Annotated in this window: 12 protein-coding genes; 10 read left to right on the forward strand and 2 right to left on the reverse strand. The window is 71.8% G+C overall.

The window, feature by feature from the left end; genetic code table 11:
- The first annotated feature begins 6 nt into the window (after window positions 1–6).
- The 6 genes from P3T34_RS21370 to P3T34_RS21395 all read left to right on the forward strand — a co-directional run bounded on the left by P3T34_RS21370 (window position 7) and on the right by P3T34_RS21395 (window position 10,608).
- Entirely contained in the window at window positions 7–1,605 is a 1,599-nt protein-coding gene (locus P3T34_RS21370; RefSeq protein WP_280667643.1) for a HAMP domain-containing sensor histidine kinase, read from the forward strand.
- A gap of 101 nt (window positions 1,606–1,706) precedes the next feature.
- On the forward strand, window positions 1,707–2,327 hold the full coding sequence (locus P3T34_RS21375) for a Uma2 family endonuclease (protein ID WP_280667644.1): 621 nt from the start codon (window positions 1,707–1,709) through the stop codon (window positions 2,325–2,327).
- A gap of 197 nt (window positions 2,328–2,524) precedes the next feature.
- A complete protein-coding gene (locus P3T34_RS21380) occupies window positions 2,525–4,069 on the forward strand; it encodes a cytochrome ubiquinol oxidase subunit I (RefSeq protein ID WP_280667645.1) in 1,545 nt (514 codons plus the stop codon).
- A 19-nt stretch (window positions 4,070–4,088) separates the two neighbouring features.
- Window positions 4,089–5,132, forward strand: a complete 1,044-nt coding sequence (cydB, locus tag P3T34_RS21385; RefSeq protein ID WP_280667646.1) for a cytochrome d ubiquinol oxidase subunit II — start codon at window positions 4,089–4,091, stop codon at window positions 5,130–5,132.
- 1 nt (window position 5,133) lies between these two features.
- Complete coding sequence (gene cydD, locus P3T34_RS21390; RefSeq protein ID WP_280667647.1) at window positions 5,134–8,820, forward strand: thiol reductant ABC exporter subunit CydD; 3,687 nt, start codon at window positions 5,134–5,136, stop codon at window positions 8,818–8,820.
- 9 nt (window positions 8,821–8,829) lie between these two features.
- Window positions 8,830–10,608, forward strand: coding sequence for a GAF domain-containing protein (locus P3T34_RS21395; protein ID WP_280667648.1), 1,779 nt, complete (start codon window positions 8,830–8,832; stop codon window positions 10,606–10,608).
- A gap of 16 nt (window positions 10,609–10,624) precedes the next feature.
- Here the strand turns inward: P3T34_RS21395 and P3T34_RS21400 are convergent, their stop codons facing one another.
- Both P3T34_RS21400 and P3T34_RS21405 read right to left on the reverse strand, forming a co-directional pair.
- Entirely contained in the window at window positions 10,625–11,713 is a 1,089-nt protein-coding gene (locus tag P3T34_RS21400; RefSeq protein WP_280667649.1) for a DUF5808 domain-containing protein, read from the reverse strand.
- Complete coding sequence (locus tag P3T34_RS21405) at window positions 11,710–12,141, reverse strand: GntR family transcriptional regulator (protein WP_280667650.1); 432 nt, start codon at window positions 12,139–12,141, stop codon at window positions 11,710–11,712. The genes P3T34_RS21400 and P3T34_RS21405 overlap by 4 nt, the downstream gene beginning before the upstream one ends.
- 257 nt (window positions 12,142–12,398) lie before the next feature.
- Between P3T34_RS21405 and P3T34_RS21410 the strand changes: the two genes are divergently transcribed.
- The 4 genes from P3T34_RS21410 to P3T34_RS21425 all read left to right on the forward strand — a co-directional run bounded on the left by P3T34_RS21410 (window position 12,399) and on the right by P3T34_RS21425 (window position 15,333).
- Entirely contained in the window at window positions 12,399–12,845 is a 447-nt protein-coding gene (locus tag P3T34_RS21410; protein ID WP_280667651.1) for a hypothetical protein, read from the forward strand.
- Window positions 12,838–13,251 (forward strand): hypothetical protein, encoded by a 414-nt coding sequence (locus P3T34_RS21415; RefSeq protein WP_280667652.1) that lies wholly within the window; start codon window positions 12,838–12,840, stop codon window positions 13,249–13,251. The genes P3T34_RS21410 and P3T34_RS21415 overlap by 8 nt, the downstream gene beginning before the upstream one ends.
- Before the next feature lie 303 nt (window positions 13,252–13,554).
- The gene (locus tag P3T34_RS21420; RefSeq protein WP_280667653.1) at window positions 13,555–14,616 is read left to right on the forward strand and encodes a substrate-binding domain-containing protein; all 1,062 of its coding nucleotides are present in this window, start codon (window positions 13,555–13,557) and stop codon (window positions 14,614–14,616) included.
- Between the two features lie 129 nt (window positions 14,617–14,745).
- Window positions 14,746–15,333, forward strand: a complete 588-nt coding sequence (locus P3T34_RS21425; RefSeq protein ID WP_280667654.1) for a hypothetical protein — start codon at window positions 14,746–14,748, stop codon at window positions 15,331–15,333.
- Window positions 15,334–15,528 lie beyond the last annotated feature (195 nt).

Here is a 15,528-nt window from a genome sequence, read left to right on the forward strand (position 1 = left end):
CGCGCGGTGCGCCGACTGCTCTCCCGACTGCGCCCGCTGCTCGCGCGGGTAGGCCGGCTGCGGCCCGGCGCGGTGATCCGCCGGACCGGCCGTTTCTCGCTGCGCAGCCGACTGCTCGCGCTGACCCTGGCGCTGGTCGCCACGGGCCTGGTGGTCAGCGACCTGGTCGTGCTCGGTAGCGTGCGCATGCAGCTGGTCGGCCGGCTCGACCAGCAGTTGGAGCGCTACTGCACGCAGCTCGCGCACCGCTCCGGCAAGCCCGGTGGCCCCGGCGCGGCCAGTACCCCCGGTACGTCCACTTCGACCTCCTCTGACGGGGGCTGGGACTGGACCCCCGACGGGCAGGTGCAGTACCAGAAGGGCCTGCCCAGCCAGTTCGAGATCCGCTTCCTGGCCGCCGACGGCAGCGTGCTGCGCACGGTCCGCCAGCCGATCGCCGAGTCCGACCCCGGTCCGCGGCTGCCCGCGGCCGGCGACTCGTCGCTGCTGAACCACCTGGGCAAGGGCTTCAACCTGCCCGCCGAGCACGGCTCGGACACCTGGCGGGTGCTGATCCTGCCGGTCGTGCGCACCAGCCCGCCGACCGGCGCCAACCCCTCCTCCTATGTGATGGTCGCGGTCTCCTCGGACGAGGTGGAGGCCACGGTCGAGAAGCTGCGGGCGGCGTTCCTGGCGATCGGTACGGCCGTGCTGCTGCTGATCGCCGCGCTCGGGACCTTCGCGGTGCGGGCCGGTCTGACGCCGCTGCGCCGGATCGAGCGCGGCACCGAGCTGATCGCGGCCGGCGAACTCTCCTACCGGATGCCCGAGTTGCCGACCAGCACCGAGGTCGGCCGGCTCTCGGCGGCGCTGAACGGGATGCTCGACCAGATCGAGTCGGCCTTCGCCGCCCGCGCCGAGTCCGAGGAGCGGATGCGCAGCTTCGTCGCGGACGCCTCGCACGAGCTGCGCACCCCGCTGGCCGGCATCCGCGGCTTCGCCGAGCTCTACCGGATGGGCGCGCTGCCCTCCGAGTCGGACGTCAAGCGGACCATGAACCGGATCGAGAGCGAGGCGGTCCGGATGGGCGGCCTGGTCGAGGACCTGCTGATGCTGGCCCGCCTCGACGAGGAGCGCCCGCTCGACCTCGCCCCGATGGACCTGCGCACGCTGGCGGCGGACGCGCTGCACGACCTGACGGCCCTCGACCCGACCCGCGCGGTCGCCCTCACCGGCCCCGGCGGCGACGGCACCCCGGGCGCCGCCACCGTGCTCGGCGACGAGGCCCGGCTGCGCCAGGTGGTCACCAACCTGGTCGGCAACGCCGTCAAGCACACCCCGCCGGGCACCGCCGTACGGATCGGCGTGGGGACCGACAAGACCGGCTGCATACTCGAAGTCGCCGACTCCGGCCCAGGATTGACGAAGGATCAGGCAGCCCGGGTGTTCGAGCGCTTCTATCGCGTGGACGGCTCCCGCAGCCGCCACGACGGCGGCGGCGCGGGCCTCGGCCTGGCCATCGCCGCGGCTCTCACCCGCGCCCACGGCGGCACCCTCTCGCTGGACACCGCCCCCGCCACCGGCGCCACCTTCCGCCTCCACCTCCCCCGTTCGAGCGGCGCGTAGCCGAACCCCCTTGCCGGCGGCCAGCAGTGTGTGATCGTGCGGTTGCGGCTTGTGCCACCCGGTCCCGCCGCTCACACTGGACTGGAAGAGAGGTGTCCTCAATGACCGCGCTCGCACTCGAGGAGATCACCGTGGACCTGGACCAGGCCCTGTGGCAGGTGTGGAAGTCCATGGACGTTCCGGAGGGCTTCCGGGCGGAGATCATCGAGGGGGCCATCGAGATGTCACCAACTGGTGGAAGCCGTCATGGCAAGATCAACCAGCGGGTAGCCCTGGTGCTGCACGATTTTCTTCGTGGCAGTGGATACGCACCCGGCCAGGACTTCAATGTCATCGACGGCCTCAAGGTCTGGATCCCCGATGTTCTCGTCGGCCCTGCCGACGTCGACGAAATCGACCACCCCGATGGCCTCGGCCTCCTCGCCTCCGGCATCGGCCTCGTCGTCGAGACCGTGTCCCCCGGCGGCGACGCACGTCAGCGCGACCACGTCCGCAAGCGCCGCGCCTACGCCCAGGCGGGCATCCCGGTCTACGTGATCATCGACGACTACGACGACGGCGGTGCCGTCACCGTCCTCAGCGGCCCGGACCGGTCCCGCGGCGACTACGCCAGCTCCGTCCGCACCCCGTACGGCGCGGAGGCGCTGGTCCCCGAGGGCCCCGCCAAGGGCTTCGTGATCGGCCCGGCCATCACGGGTGACCCGCTCGACAAGCGAGCCTGAGCCTCCTCCACACAACCCCCACCCCCCGGTGTATCGCGCCGAACAGGCGTGCGTGATACTGGCTGTCGATGGAGCTTGTGAACGTGTTCACGTTCACAAGCGCGCAAGCTTGGCATGCATTGGGGCGCTTCACGGTGAACCGCACCTTTGTCTGCTATGTGTCGAATCGGACAGCGGACCGCAGGGAAGAGGCCGAAGTGGAGCTATCAGTCGCTCACGAGACCATCGCGCGATGGCAGTTCGGGGTCACCACCGTCTATCACTTCCTCTTCGTACCGCTCACCATCAGCCTCGCCGCGCTGGTGGCCGGGCTGGAGACGGCCTGGGTGCGGACGGGCAAGGAGAAGTACTTCCACGCCACCAAGTTCTGGGGCAAGCTCTTCCTGATCAACATCGCCATGGGCGTGGTGACCGGGATCGTGCAGGAGTTCCAGTTCGGGATGAACTGGTCGGACTACTCGCGCTTCGTCGGCGACGTCTTCGGTGCGCCGCTGGCGATGGAGGCGCTGATCGCGTTCTTCTTCGAGTCCACCTTCATCGGGCTGTGGATCTTCGGCTGGGACAAGCTGCCCAAGAAGATCCACTGCGCCTGCATCTGGATGGTGGCGCTCGGGACGGTCCTCTCCGCGTACTTCATCCTGGCCGCCAACTCCTGGATGCAGCACCCGTCCGGCTACACCATCGACCCGGTCACCAAGAAGGCCCAGCTCACCGACATCACCAAGGTGCTCTTCCAGGACACCACGCTCGTCGTGGTCTTCCACACGCTGACCGCGGCCTTCCTGACCGGCGCGGCCTTCATGGTCGGCATCGCCTCGTACCACCTGTGGAAGGCCAAGCGCCGGCCCGAGGCGGCGGACGGCCGCAAGACCGCCGCGATGCGCACCTCGCTGCGCGTCGGCCTGGTCCTCGCGGTGGTCGCGGGCCTGGGCACCGCGATCAGCGGTGACAGCCTCGCCAAGGTGATGTTCGAGCAGCAGCCGATGAAGATGGCCTCGGCCGAGGCGCTCTGGGACACCCAGGCCCCCGCGCCGTTCTCGATCTTCGCGGTCGGCAACGTCAACCAGGGCCACAACTCGGTCGAGTTGGAGGTCCCGGGGATACTCTCCTTCCTCGCCAAGAGCGACTTCAGCTCGCCGGTCCCCGGCATCAACGACACCGCCGCCGCCGAGGCCGCCAAGTACGGCGGCAAGCCGGCCGACTACATCCCGAACATCTTCGTGACGTACTGGGGCTTCCGCCTCATGATCGGCTTCGGGATGACCTCCTTCATGGCCGGCCTGATCGGCCTCTGGACCACCCGCCAGCGCAGGTTCCTCGCCCCCGAGTACCGCACCGCCGAGGACGAGGTGCCCCGGCTGATGCTCACCCCGCGCCGGGAGCTGAGCCCGCTGCTGACCAGGTGGAGCTGGCGGATCGGCATCCTCACCATGGGCTTCCCGCTGATCGCCAACAGCTTCGGCTGGATCTTCACCGAGATGGGCCGTCAGCCCTGGGCCGTCTTCGGCCTGATGACCACGGCCGACGCCGTCTCCCCGAACGTCAGCGTGACCACCCAGGTGATCGCCTTCTCCACCTTCACCGCGCTCTACGCGGTCCTCGCGGTGATCGAGGTCAAGCTGCTCGCCAAGTACGCCAAGGCGGGAATCGACCTCACCGAACGGCCGCCGGCCAAGGACCCGACCCTGCGCGGCCCCTCCTCGGACGAGGACGCCGACAAGCCGCTCGCCTTCGCCTACTGAGCCGGGGGGACCCACCGCCATGCAACTCCACGACATCTGGTTCGTCCTCATCGCCGTCCTCTGGATCGGCTACTTCTTCCTCGAAGGCTTCGACTTCGGGATCGGCGTGCTCACCAAGCTGCTCGCCCGGGACCGGGCCGAGCGCCGCGTCCTGATCAACACGATCGGCCCGGTCTGGGACGGCAACGAGGTCTGGCTGCTCACCGCCGGCGGCGCGACCTTCGCCGCCTTCCCCGACTGGTACGCCACCCTGTTCAGCGGCTTCTACCTCCCGCTGCTGATGATCCTGGTCTGCCTGATCGTGCGCGGCGTCGCCTTCGAGTACCGCCACAAGCGCTCCGAGGAGCGCTGGCAGCGCAGCTGGGAGCACGCGATCTTCTGGACCTCGCTGCTGCCCGCCTTCCTCTGGGGCGTGGCCTTCGCCAACATCACCCACGGCGTGGCCATCGACCAGCAGAAGAACTACACCGGCAGCTTCTGGGACCTGCTGAACCCGTACGCGCTGCTCGGCGGCCTGGTCACGCTCAGCCTCTTCACCTTCCACGGCGCGGTCTTCGCCGCGCTGAAGACGGTCGGCGACATCCGCAGCCGGGCCCGCGCGCTGGCGCTGCGGCTCGGCCTCCTGACGGCGTTCCTCGCGCTGGCCTTCCTGACCTGGACCCAGCTGCACCACGGCACCGGCTGGAGCCTGGCCGCCCTCGCCGTCGCCGTACTGGCCCTGCTCGGCGCCCTGGTGGCCAACCAACTGGCCCGCGAGGGCTGGGCGTTCGTCCTGTCGGGGCTGACCATCGTGGCCGCCGTCGCGATGTTCTTCCTCTCGCTGTTCCCGGACGTGATGCCCTCCACGCTGGACCCGGCCTTCAGCCTCACCGTCACCAACGCCTCCTCCTCCCCCTACACGCTGAAGCTGATGACGATCGTCGCCGCGGTCTTCACCCCCCTCGTCCTGCTCTACCAGGGCTGGACGTACTGGGTGTTCCGCAAGCGGATCGGCGTCCAGCACATCCCGTCCGGCGAGCACACCGAGCCCGTCGAACCCGCCGCACCGGTGACCGGAGCCTGAGATGAAGCCCGTCGACCCCCGGTTGCTCAGCTACGCCCGGACCACCCGGGCCTTCCTGGCCGGCTCCGTGCTGCTCGGTGCGCTGGGCGCGGTGCTGGTGCTCTGCCAGGCCACCCTGATAGCCGAGATCACCGTCCGCTGCTTCCAGCACGGCCAGGGGATCGACCAACTCCGCACGCCGCTACTGCTGCTCGCCGCCACCGCGGTCGGCCGGGCCGCGGTGGCCTGGCTGACCGAGCTGACGGCCCATCGCTCGGTGGCCCGGGTCAAGTCGGTGCTGCGCCGGCGGCTGCTCGACCACGCCACCGCGCTCGGCCCGGGCTACCTCTCCAGCCGCCGCACCGGCGAACTCACCACCCTCGCCACCCGCGGCGTCGACGCCCTCGACGACTACTTCGCCCGCTACCTCCCGCAGCTGGCGCTCGCCGTGGCGGTGCCGGTGGTGCTGCTGGCCCGGATCCTCGGCGCGGACTGGATCTCGGCGGCGATCATCGCCGGCACCCTCCCGCTGATCCCGGGCTTCATGATCCTGATCGGCCTGGCCACCCAGTCCCGGATGGACAGCCAGTGGCAGGCCCTGTCCCGCCTCTCGCACCACTTCCTGGACGTGGTCGGCGGCCTGCCCACGCTGAAGATCTTCAACCGCGCCAAGGCGCAGGCGGAGACCATCGCCAGGATCACCGACGAGTACCGCCGGGCCACCCTGCGCACGCTGCGGATCGCCTTCGTCTCCTCCTTCGCGCTGGAACTGCTCTCCACCATCTCGGTCGCGCTGGTCGCGGTCTCCATCGGCTTCCGCCTGGTGGACGGCACGCTGCCGCTGCAGACCGGTCTGCTGGTGCTGATCCTGGCGCCGGAGGTCTACTTCCCGCTGCGCCAGGTCGGCGCGCTCTACCACTCCAGCGTCGAGGGCCTGGCCGCCGCGGACCAGATCTTCACCGTGCTGGAGACCCCGCTGCCGCCCGCCGGGACGGTGCCGGCTCCGCCGCTGGCCGGCGCCGCGCTGAGCATCGAGAAGCTGACGGTCACCCACCATGGTCGCAGCACACCCGCATTGTGCGACCTCACTCTCACCATCCACCCCGGCGAGACACTGGCGCTCACCGGCGCCAGCGGGGCGGGCAAGAGCACGCTGCTCGCGGCCCTGCTCGGCTTCGTCCGCCCCGACGCAGGGGAGGTGCGGATCACGGCGGCCGACGGCTCGTCGTACCGCCTGAACGACCTCGACCCGACCTCCTGGCACGCGCAGATCGCCTGGGTCCCGCAGCGCCCGCACCTCTTCGCCGGCACCATCGCCGACAACGTCCGCCTCGGCTACCCCGACGCAACTGACGCCGAGCTGCGCACAGCCCTGACCGCCGCGCAAGCCCTGGACTTCGTCGACCACCTCCCGCAGGGCCTGGACACCCCCCTCGGCGAGGGCGGCACGGGCCTGTCGGCAGGTCAGCGCCAGCGCCTGGCCCTGGCCCGGGCGCTGCTCGCCACCGATCGCCCGCTGGTGCTGCTGGACGAGCCGACCGCCAACCTGGACGGCGAGAGCGAAGCCGCGGTGGTGGCCGCGGTCCGCGCGCTGGCGGCCGACCCGCGGCGCACTGTGCTCCTTGTGGCTCACAGGCCTGCCCTGCTGGCGGTAGCGGACCGCCACATCGAGCTGAACCTCCGCACCTCCCTTACCCCCCTCACCCCCCTCACCCCCCTCACCCCCCTCACCCCCCTCACCCCCCACCCAAGCGAGAGGGTCGCGCTGCGGGAGGGGGTGGCGGACGGGGTGGTCGCGGAGGGGGGCGTGGTGCGTGATTTTCAGACTGCCGAACGGCGAGACACCACCCCCACACCTCTGCGGCAGTCAGAAAATCATGCAGCCCCCCGCAGCGACCACCCCGGGAGCCACCCCCGCACCCACCCACCCGAGAGCCCCCAAGCCGCCACCACCCCCCGCTTGAGCCTCGCCGTCCTGCTCGGCAGCCTCGCGCTCGGCTGCGCGGTAGCGCTCCTCGCGCTGTCCGGCTGGCTGATCTCCCGCGCCTCGCAGCAGCCCCCCGTGCTCTACCTGATGATGGCCGTCACCTCGGTGCGCGCCCTCGGCGTCGGCCGCAGCGTCTTCCGCTACGCCGAGCGACTCGTCTCGCACGACGCGGTGCTGCGCACGCTCGGCGGCCTGCGCACCACCGTCTACCGCCGACTGGAGCGGCTGGCCCCGAGCGCGCTGCCGGCCTTCCGCCGCGGTGACCTGCTCTCCCGGCTGGTGGCCGACGTCGACTCGCTGCAGGACCGGTACCTACGCTGGCGCCTGCCGGCCGCCGTCGCGCTGACCGTCTCGCTGGCCTCCGCCGCCGCGCTCGCGCTCTTCCTGCCCGCCGCCGGCCTCCTGCTCGGCCTCGGTCTTCTCCTGGCCGGCGCCGCCGTGCCGACCCTGTCGACCCTCCTCGCGGGCCAGGCCGAGCGTCAACAGGCGCCCGCCAGAGGCGCGTTGGCCACCGCCGTGGTCGACACCTGCACCGGCACCGCCGAGCTCACGGTGGCCGGCGCGCTGCCCGCGCGGCTCGGCGCCGTCCGGGCCGCCGACGCGCGGCTGACGGCGCTGGCCTCCCGGTCGGCGGCCACCGCGGCGCTCGGCGCGGGGCTGACCGCGCTGCTCACCGGCCTCACCGTGGCGGCGTGCGCCGCCGTCGGCGTGCACGGCGTCAGCAGCGGTTCGCTCTCCGGCCTCTGCCTGGCGGTGGTGATCCTCACCCCGCTGGCTGCCTTCGAGGCGGTGGCCGGGATGCCGGTGGCCGTGCAGTTCCGCGAGCGCAGCCGGGCCGCCGCCCGGCGGCTCACCGAGGTGCTCGACACCCCGGAGCCGGTGACCGAGCCGACCTCCCCGGCCGCGCCGCCGCAGGATCCGTTCCCGCTGTCCGTGCGCGGCCTGCGGGCCCGCTGGCCCGGCCGTTCGGCGTACGCGCTGGACGGCATCGACCTCGACCTCGCCGCCGGTCGCCGGATCGCGGTGGTCGGCCCCTCGGGCTCCGGCAAGACCACGCTCGCGCACGTCCTGCTGCGCCTGCTCGACCAGCAGAGCGGCAGCGTCCGGCTCGCCGCCGATCGTCCACAGGCTGTGGATACCAGGATGCTGGACGGCGACGACGTGCGCCGGGCGATCGGCCTGTGCGCCCAGGACGCGCACGTCTTCGACAGCTCGCTGCGGGAGAACCTGCGCCTGGCCCGGCCCGGCTGCTCGGACCTGGAACTGCGCGCGGCGCTGGCCGAGGCCCGGCTGCTCGACTGGGTGGACACCCTGCCCGAGGGCCTGGACACCATGGTCGGCGAGCACGGTGACCGGCTCTCCGGCGGCCAGCGCCAGCGCCTGGCGCTGGCCCGGGCGCTGCTCGCCGACTTCCCGCTGCTGATCCTGGACGAGCCGGCCGAGCACCTCGACCTGCCGACCGCGGACGCCCTCACCGCCGACCTGCTGGCCGCCACCGCCGGCCGCGGCACCCTGCTGATCACCCACCGGCTGGCCGGCCTGGCCACCGCCGGGGTGGACGAGATCGTGGTGCTGGACGGCGGCCGGATCGTCGAGCGTGGCGGCTGGGCGGAGCTGACAGCGCGCGAGGGCGGCCGGTTGCGCGAGCTGTGGGATCGCGAATGCCGATCCGAGGGCGCGCAGGTGGCCCGTCGCGAGCCCGTCCAAATCGGAGCAAACTAGGCTCAAACCATGGCGACCACATCGGATGAGGAACCCGCACCGCACCGGGTCCCCGAGATCTCCTCGCTCGGCCTGGACACCCTGGTCACCGAGGTGGCGGAGCGGCTGCAGTCCGCCGCGGCCGTCACCGACCGGATGCAGCGGCTGCTCGAGGCCGTCGTCTCGGTCGGCGCGGGCCTGGACCTGCACGCCACCCTGGAGCGGATCGCCTCCGGCGCCGCCGAGCTGGTGGACGCGCGCTACGCCGCGCTCGGGGTGATCTCGTCGAACGGCAGCGGGCTGTCCGACTTCATCCACGTCGGCATCGACGAGGCGACCGCCGCGGCGATCGGCGACCTCCCCTCGGGCCGCGGCATCCTGGGCGCGCTGATCGACCGCCCCGAGCCACTGCATCTGGACGACCTGGCGAGTGACCCGCGCTCGACCGGCTTCCCGCCGCACCACCCGTCGATGAAGTCCTTCCTCGGCGAGCCGATCCGGGTGCGCGACGAGGTCTTCGGCAACCTCTACCTGACGGAGAAGCAGGGCGGCGGCGGCTTCACGCCCGAGGACGCCCAGGTGGTGCACGCGCTGGCGGCCGCCGCCGGTGTGGCGATCGAGAACTCCCGGCTCTACGAGGCGGGCCTGCGCCGCGAGCGCTGGATCGCCGGCGCCGCCGCCGTCACCACCGCGCTGCTCTCCAGCGACGAGGCGCACACCGCGCTCGCGGTGGCGGCCGAGCAGGTGCGCGAACTGGCGGACGCCGCACTGGGGTTCATCGTGCTGCCGACCGCCGACGGCGGCCTGCGGATCGCGCACGCCTCGGGCGAGGCCGCCGAGTTCGTGGCCGGCGAGCTGGTGCCGGTGACCGACTATGTGAGCCGACTGCTGGCGGGCGAGAGCATCTTCGTCGAGGACCTCTCCTGCGAACCGCTGCTGGACCTGCGGATCGCCCGCGACTTCGGCCCCGCGATGGCGCTGCCGATGATCGCGGCCGGCCGGGTGCTCGGCGGGCTCTGCATCTGGCGGCCGCTGGGCGGGCGGCCGTTCAGCGACGCCGAGAAGCAGCTCGCGCAGACCTTCGCCTCGCAGGCCGCGCTCGCCCTGCGGCTCGCCGAGGGCCAGCGCGACCAGCAGCGGTTGGCGGTCTTCCAGGACCGCGACCGGATCGCCCGCGACCTGCACGATCTGGTGATCCAGCGGCTCTTCGCCACCGGGATGATGTTGGAGAGCGCCGCCCGGCGGGCCGTGGCGCCCGGGGTGAAGGAGCGCCTTGACACCGCGGTCGACGAGCTGGACGCCACCATCCAGGAGGTCCGCACCACCATCTACGCCCTCCAGCACGACGACCACGGCGACGAGCCGGACACCGTGCGCACCCGGGTGCTGCGCGAGGGCAGCCAGGCCGCCGCAGCGCTCGGCTTCAAGCCCTCGGTCACCTTCACCGGCCCGGTGGAGAATCTGATCAACGATCAGATCGCCCGTCAACTCCTGGCCGCGCTACGGGAGATGCTGTCCAATGTGGCGCGCCACGCGCGGGCCTCGCGGGTCGGTGTGGAGGTCGATGCCACCGTCCGACTGGACGACCACGGGCGCCCGGTCCCCGGTGACCCCGAGGCGCCCGTCCGGGCCGGTCGGCCAGGGGTGCTGCTCAGCGTCACCGACGACGGTGTGGGCATCCCCGAGGGCGGGCGCCGCAGCGGACTGGCCAACCTGCGCCGCCGCGCGGAGAACCTCGGCGGCGACGCCTGGCACGAGCCGGGCCCCGACCGCCGCGGCACCCGGGTGCGCTGGTCGGCCCGGCTCTGAGCCTCGGCCCGGCGGCTCAGTGGTTCAGCACAGTCGCCAGGATGCCGCCGCCGAGCAGGACCGCCAGCAGCAGCGCGGCCCACGGATTGCCGAGGTTGACGCTCCACCCCACGCCGAAGCGCTTGGGCACGAAGAACGCCGGATCCTCGCGGTTGACGTAGAACAGCCCGGCCCGCCAGTAGCGATCGTCGTCCTGGTGGACGGCGCCGGTGTCCGGGCCGGCGGGGGCCGCGATCCGGCTGCCGCTCTGCCCGGTCACCACCGCGACGGCGATCACCCCGAGGGTGCCGAGCAGCACCGGCAGCAGCAGCGGGAGCGCGGCCATCGTGTGGTCACCGTGCCAGATCCCCCAGGCGGCCACCAGCAGGGTCAGATCGGCGCAGGCGGTCAGCAGCAGGACCGAGGCCGCCATCCGCACGACGAAGCGGCGGTGCTGGAAGGCGCTCGCGGCGGGACGGGCCGGGTCGAGGTCGGCCCGGGAGCGGAACGAGAACCAGGCCGTCAGGCCCAGCAGCGCGGTCAGCCCCAGCTGCACGTAGACCGGCACGAACGCGGCGGCGACCGACTTGTCGGTGAAGTGGTCGGCCACGCCCGAGCCGTTGTAGTGGGTGGGCAGCCGCTGCGGCATCGCGGGGTAGCGCAGCACGCCCAGCACCGCGGTGGCGGCGGTGAGGAGCAGCGCCGGCAGGCCCCAGAGCCAGGGGAAGGGCTCGGGGTCGGTGCGCAGCGTGGTGTCGACGGTCACCGCCTGGCGCAGCCCGCGGTACCAGCCCTCGTGCTGCTTGACCGCCAGGATCGCGTGTCGGGCGCGCAGGTAGCAGGGCAGGCAGAGCGCGATGCTCAGCACGGCCGGCAGGGCGCGCAGCGGGGAGGCGGGGGCCGCGAAGGCCAGCGCGGCGCCCAGCAGCACCAGCACGCCACCGGCGCCGGCCAGCCACCGCCGGTAGACCGAGCGCTGCTCGGCGATCACCGGCTCGTCGGCGTGCTCGGCCGGGACGCGCACCCCGAAGGGCAGCGTGGGCCCGCTCAGTGCCGGTGTCAGCCAGGCCGCCGCCAGCACCAGCAGCGGGAGGCCTGCGTCAGTCCACAGGGCTTCGCTTGTCATACCGGTTCTCCCCCTTGATCCGTCTGATCCGTCCGAGCAGTCGCGTCCACCGCGAACGACGTGAGCGTGTCGGCGCAGGCGCGGCGCACCGCGTCGTCGTCGACGCCGTGGGCCACCGCCTCGGCCAGCAGAGTGCGCAGCCGGGTTGTCCATTCCTCGGCGAACCCGGGCAGCGCCGGGCCGGAGCGGGCGTCGCGCTGGACGACCGCTCCGCTGCGGCGGTTGAGGACGAGCAGCCCCTCCTGCCGCAACAGGTCGTAGGCCTTGTTGGCGGTGTGGAAGTTGATGCCGAGATCGGCCGCGAGCTGGCGGGTCGAGGGCAGCGGGCTGCCCTCGGCGAGTTCGCCGGCCGCGATCGCCTCGACCACCCGGTCCCGGATCTGCTGGTAGATCGGGACCTGGCCGCTCGGGTCAATGCTCAGGATCACGTCGGCTCCTTGTTGATCTGCTCTATTACTTATAGAACAGACGGCGCCTGCAGGCAAGGCGCCGACTCCCTTGTCACGCAGAGGAGTTGCGCGATCGCGCAAGATTAACGAGGGAGAACATCGGGGCCAATAGAACCGTTGAACGCTCATCAGCTCTATCTGTGCTCAGCTCTGCACACATACGGTTGCGCGCGGCGGGTGGCGGTCACACGATCTCTACGCAACACCCACGGCCCAGGCCGCCCCACGGCGTGGGCGTGGAACCTGACAGGGGGGCGACCGTGGGCCAGGTGGGCGGGAACCGGGCGAGGGCGGCGGGCGTTCGCGGCGGATTCCAGGCCGAGCGGACGGCCAACGGGCGCTACCAGTGGCAGCTCAAGGCGCCGAACGGACGGGTCGTGGCGATCTCCCCTGCGGTCTACGAGTCGGCCGCCGAGGCGGCCCTGGTGTTCGACGGATTACGCCATGGCGCAGCGGAGTTGACCGCGCGGATCACCCATGTGCGGGACGGGATCGGCTGGATCTGGGTGGTCCCGGGGCCGCGCGGCCTGCCGGGGGCCCGCTCCAGCCGGGCCTACGAGCGCTACGCGACCTGCCAGAACGCCTTCCGCCGCTTCGTCGCACTGCTGGAGCGCCAGGAGCCGCTCGTCGAGCCGCTCGTCGAACCGGGCGTCGACGGGCTGAGACCCTCCGCCGATGCCTGAATCCCGCGCCGCACAGCGCGGCCCGCGGCTGCTCGCCGTCCAGGGTTCGGACCGCCGGGTCGGCTGGTCGCTCGCGGCGGGCAACGGCCGGCAACTGGCGGTGTCCGCGAGGATGTATCGCGGCGAGGTCGAACTGGCCACCGCCCTGCGGGAATTGATGATCGAACGAGCCGCCCTGCGGTACGCGCTGACGCAGGACGCGGCGCGGGCCTGGCGCTGGTCGGCCTTCCTGCCGCCGCGCAGCACCCGCCCCGGTTCGGGGGTCGAGGAACCGGTGGCCCGCAGTGCCCGCGGCTATCTGCGCCGCGACCAGTGCCGCCAGGGGCTGGAGAGCTTCCGCGCCGGACTCCACTCCCTGGAACGGGAGTTGAAGTCCACCGGCTGGCAGGGGCGATGGCCGTGGTGAAGCCGAGGCGTCCGGTTCCGGCCCGAATGGCCACCGCGAGAAGAACGTCCGGGAGCACCGGCCGGTAGCCCCGGCCGGATCGGCCCACCAGGCACCGGAGCTGGCCAGCGGTTAAACCAACTCCGCTCCCGCACAGTGGAATTCACCTTGACCGCAGTCGGCGCAGTCGGACCTTTCCGGCCCGGCGTGACGCGGACAGGATCGGTCCCGTCGGACGGCGGTCGGAACTGCCGCCCCCGGCCTGGATCCGACCCCGGATCCCGGACACGTCATGCCTGCATCTCCCACCGGAGGAAACGCACCATGCGTCACACTGCCGCAAAGCTGTTCGCGACCCTTGCCATCGCCACCTCTCTCGCCACCGTCGCCGCCGGTATGGCCTCGGCCGACCCGACCGTGACCCCGGCCGCCCAGGACATCGTGGGTGCGGGTTCGGACACCACGCAGGCCGTGCTCAACCAGTTCTCCACCGACTACAACGCCTTCCTGACCGGCAAGGGCGACACCACGTCCCCCCGCCTGTACAGCTGGGACGCGACCGGCACCTCGCCGATCACCCCCAAGACGGGCGCGAACTCCATCGCCCGCCCGAACGGCTCCAGCGCCGGTGTCGCCGCGCTGAACGCCAACACCAACACCACGCTGGACTTCGCCCGTTCCTCGCGCGCCCCGCAGACCGGTGACCTGACCAGCGACCTGTTCGTCGCGTACGCCAAGGACGGCGTCTCCTGGGCGGGCAACTCCGCGGGCAACGCCCCGGCGAACCTGACCACCGCCGACCTGCTCGGCATCTACACCTGCTCGATCACCAACTGGAACCAGATCACCGACGTCTCCGGCTACACCGGCCCGAACGCCACGATCGACGCCTACCTGCCGCAGCTCAGCTCCGGTACCCGCGCCTTCTTCCTCAAGGCCATCGGCGGCGGCACCACGGTCACCCCCGGCTCCTGCGTCGAGGCGTACACCCCCGAGGAGAACGAGGGCACCGACGCGGTCTTCACCGACGTCAACTCGGTCTTCCCGTACTCGGCCGCGCACTACATCGGCCAGGTCTACGGCGGCCACACCACCACGACCGACGCCCCCGGCAGCCTGTCGATCCGCTCGGTAGACGGGACCTTCCCGATCACCTCGACCCACACCCTGAACCCGACGTTCACCTCCACCAACTACGGCCGCAACGTCTACAACGTGGTGCGCAGTGGCGACTGGACCGCCACCGGCACGCAGGCCACCGCGCTGAAGGCGATCTTCGGTGCCTCCGGCTGGATCTGCACCAACGCCACCGCCAAGGCCGACCTGAAGAGCTACGGCTTCCAGACCCTGCCGATCGGCGCCTGCGGCAGCACCACCCACATCTGATCCACCCGTACCTGCTCCACCCGCTCCACGCGTAGCTGATCCATCGTCACCATCCGGCGGCCAGGGGGTGCTTGCTCCCTGGCCGCCGGTCGCTCCCCGAACGGCCGTTCACTTCACAAGGAGTCCTCCATGCCCCGCAACCGCGTCCGCGTCGCCGCCACCGCCGCTGCCACCGCTGTCCTCGCCGTCACTGGCCTGAGTGGTGCGGCCGTGGCCGCCACCCCCGCCGCGCCCACCGGCAGCCTGGTGATCCAGGAGGACAGCACCTTCCTGCAGCAGTCCTCCGCGGCCGGCATCATCGCGATCGCGCTGCCCAGTGCGACCTCCTCCTACAGCAGCAGCACCGGCCTCTCGGCGAGCTTCCCGGTGACCGCGGGCTCGGTCAGCCTGGTGGGCTACTACGGCAACGTCCAGGTCGGCGGCAGCCTGCTGCTGGTCAACATCCGGACCGGCAAGACCGCGATCTTCACCAACCTGGCCTTCAGCGCCGACAACTGGGCGGTCACCGGCGTGCCGCTGGGTGCGACCGCCCCGGTCAGCCTGCTGGACCCGGTCGGCAACACCGCGGTGGCCAAGAACGGCGCCAGCCAGACGCTGACCTCCGACGACCTGGAGATCGACCCGGCGGGCGCCCAGTACGCGGACAGCCAGCTGAACACCACGTTCTTCACGGCCGGCCAGCACACCGGAACCCTCGCGCTGACCGTCACCAACTGACCGTTCGATCCAAGGGCCCACGCCACCGTGGGCCCTTTCGGTCTCGCTGCGGAGCAACGCCCTTGCGTCGGGCCCCGGTTGGGGCCTCGTACACCTGAACGGTCTTCAAGTGTCATGTGGGCATGAGGAGATGGCCCCATCGGGAATCCGTTGGTCCGCTCAATGTCCGTAGCCCTCGCTCGTCTGCCGCGCGCA

The organism is Kitasatospora sp. MAP12-44, from assembly GCF_029892095.1.
Lineage (GTDB): Bacteria > Actinomycetota > Actinomycetes > Streptomycetales > Streptomycetaceae > Kitasatospora.

Bases quoted from the DNA above. Each gene is read 5' to 3' on its own strand.
- P3T34_RS21375 (WP_280667644.1), top strand. From the start codon at position 1,707: ATGACCGCGCTCGCACTCGAGGAGATCACCGTGGACCTGGACCAGGCC.
- cydB (WP_280667646.1), top strand. From the start codon at position 4,089: ATGCAACTCCACGACATCTGGTTCGTCCTCATCGCCGTCCTCTGGATC.
- cydD (WP_280667647.1), top strand. From the start codon at position 5,134: ATGAAGCCCGTCGACCCCCGGTTGCTCAGCTACGCCCGGACCACCCGG.
- P3T34_RS21395 (WP_280667648.1), top strand. From the start codon at position 8,830: ATGGCGACCACATCGGATGAGGAACCCGCACCGCACCGGGTCCCCGAG.
- P3T34_RS21400 (WP_280667649.1), bottom strand. From the start codon at position 11,713: ATGACAAGCGAAGCCCTGTGGACTGACGCAGGCCTCCCGCTGCTGGTG.
- P3T34_RS21415 (WP_280667652.1), top strand. From the start codon at position 12,838: ATGCCTGAATCCCGCGCCGCACAGCGCGGCCCGCGGCTGCTCGCCGTC.
- P3T34_RS21420 (WP_280667653.1), top strand. From the start codon at position 13,555: ATGCGTCACACTGCCGCAAAGCTGTTCGCGACCCTTGCCATCGCCACC.
- P3T34_RS21425 (WP_280667654.1), top strand. From the start codon at position 14,746: ATGCCCCGCAACCGCGTCCGCGTCGCCGCCACCGCCGCTGCCACCGCT.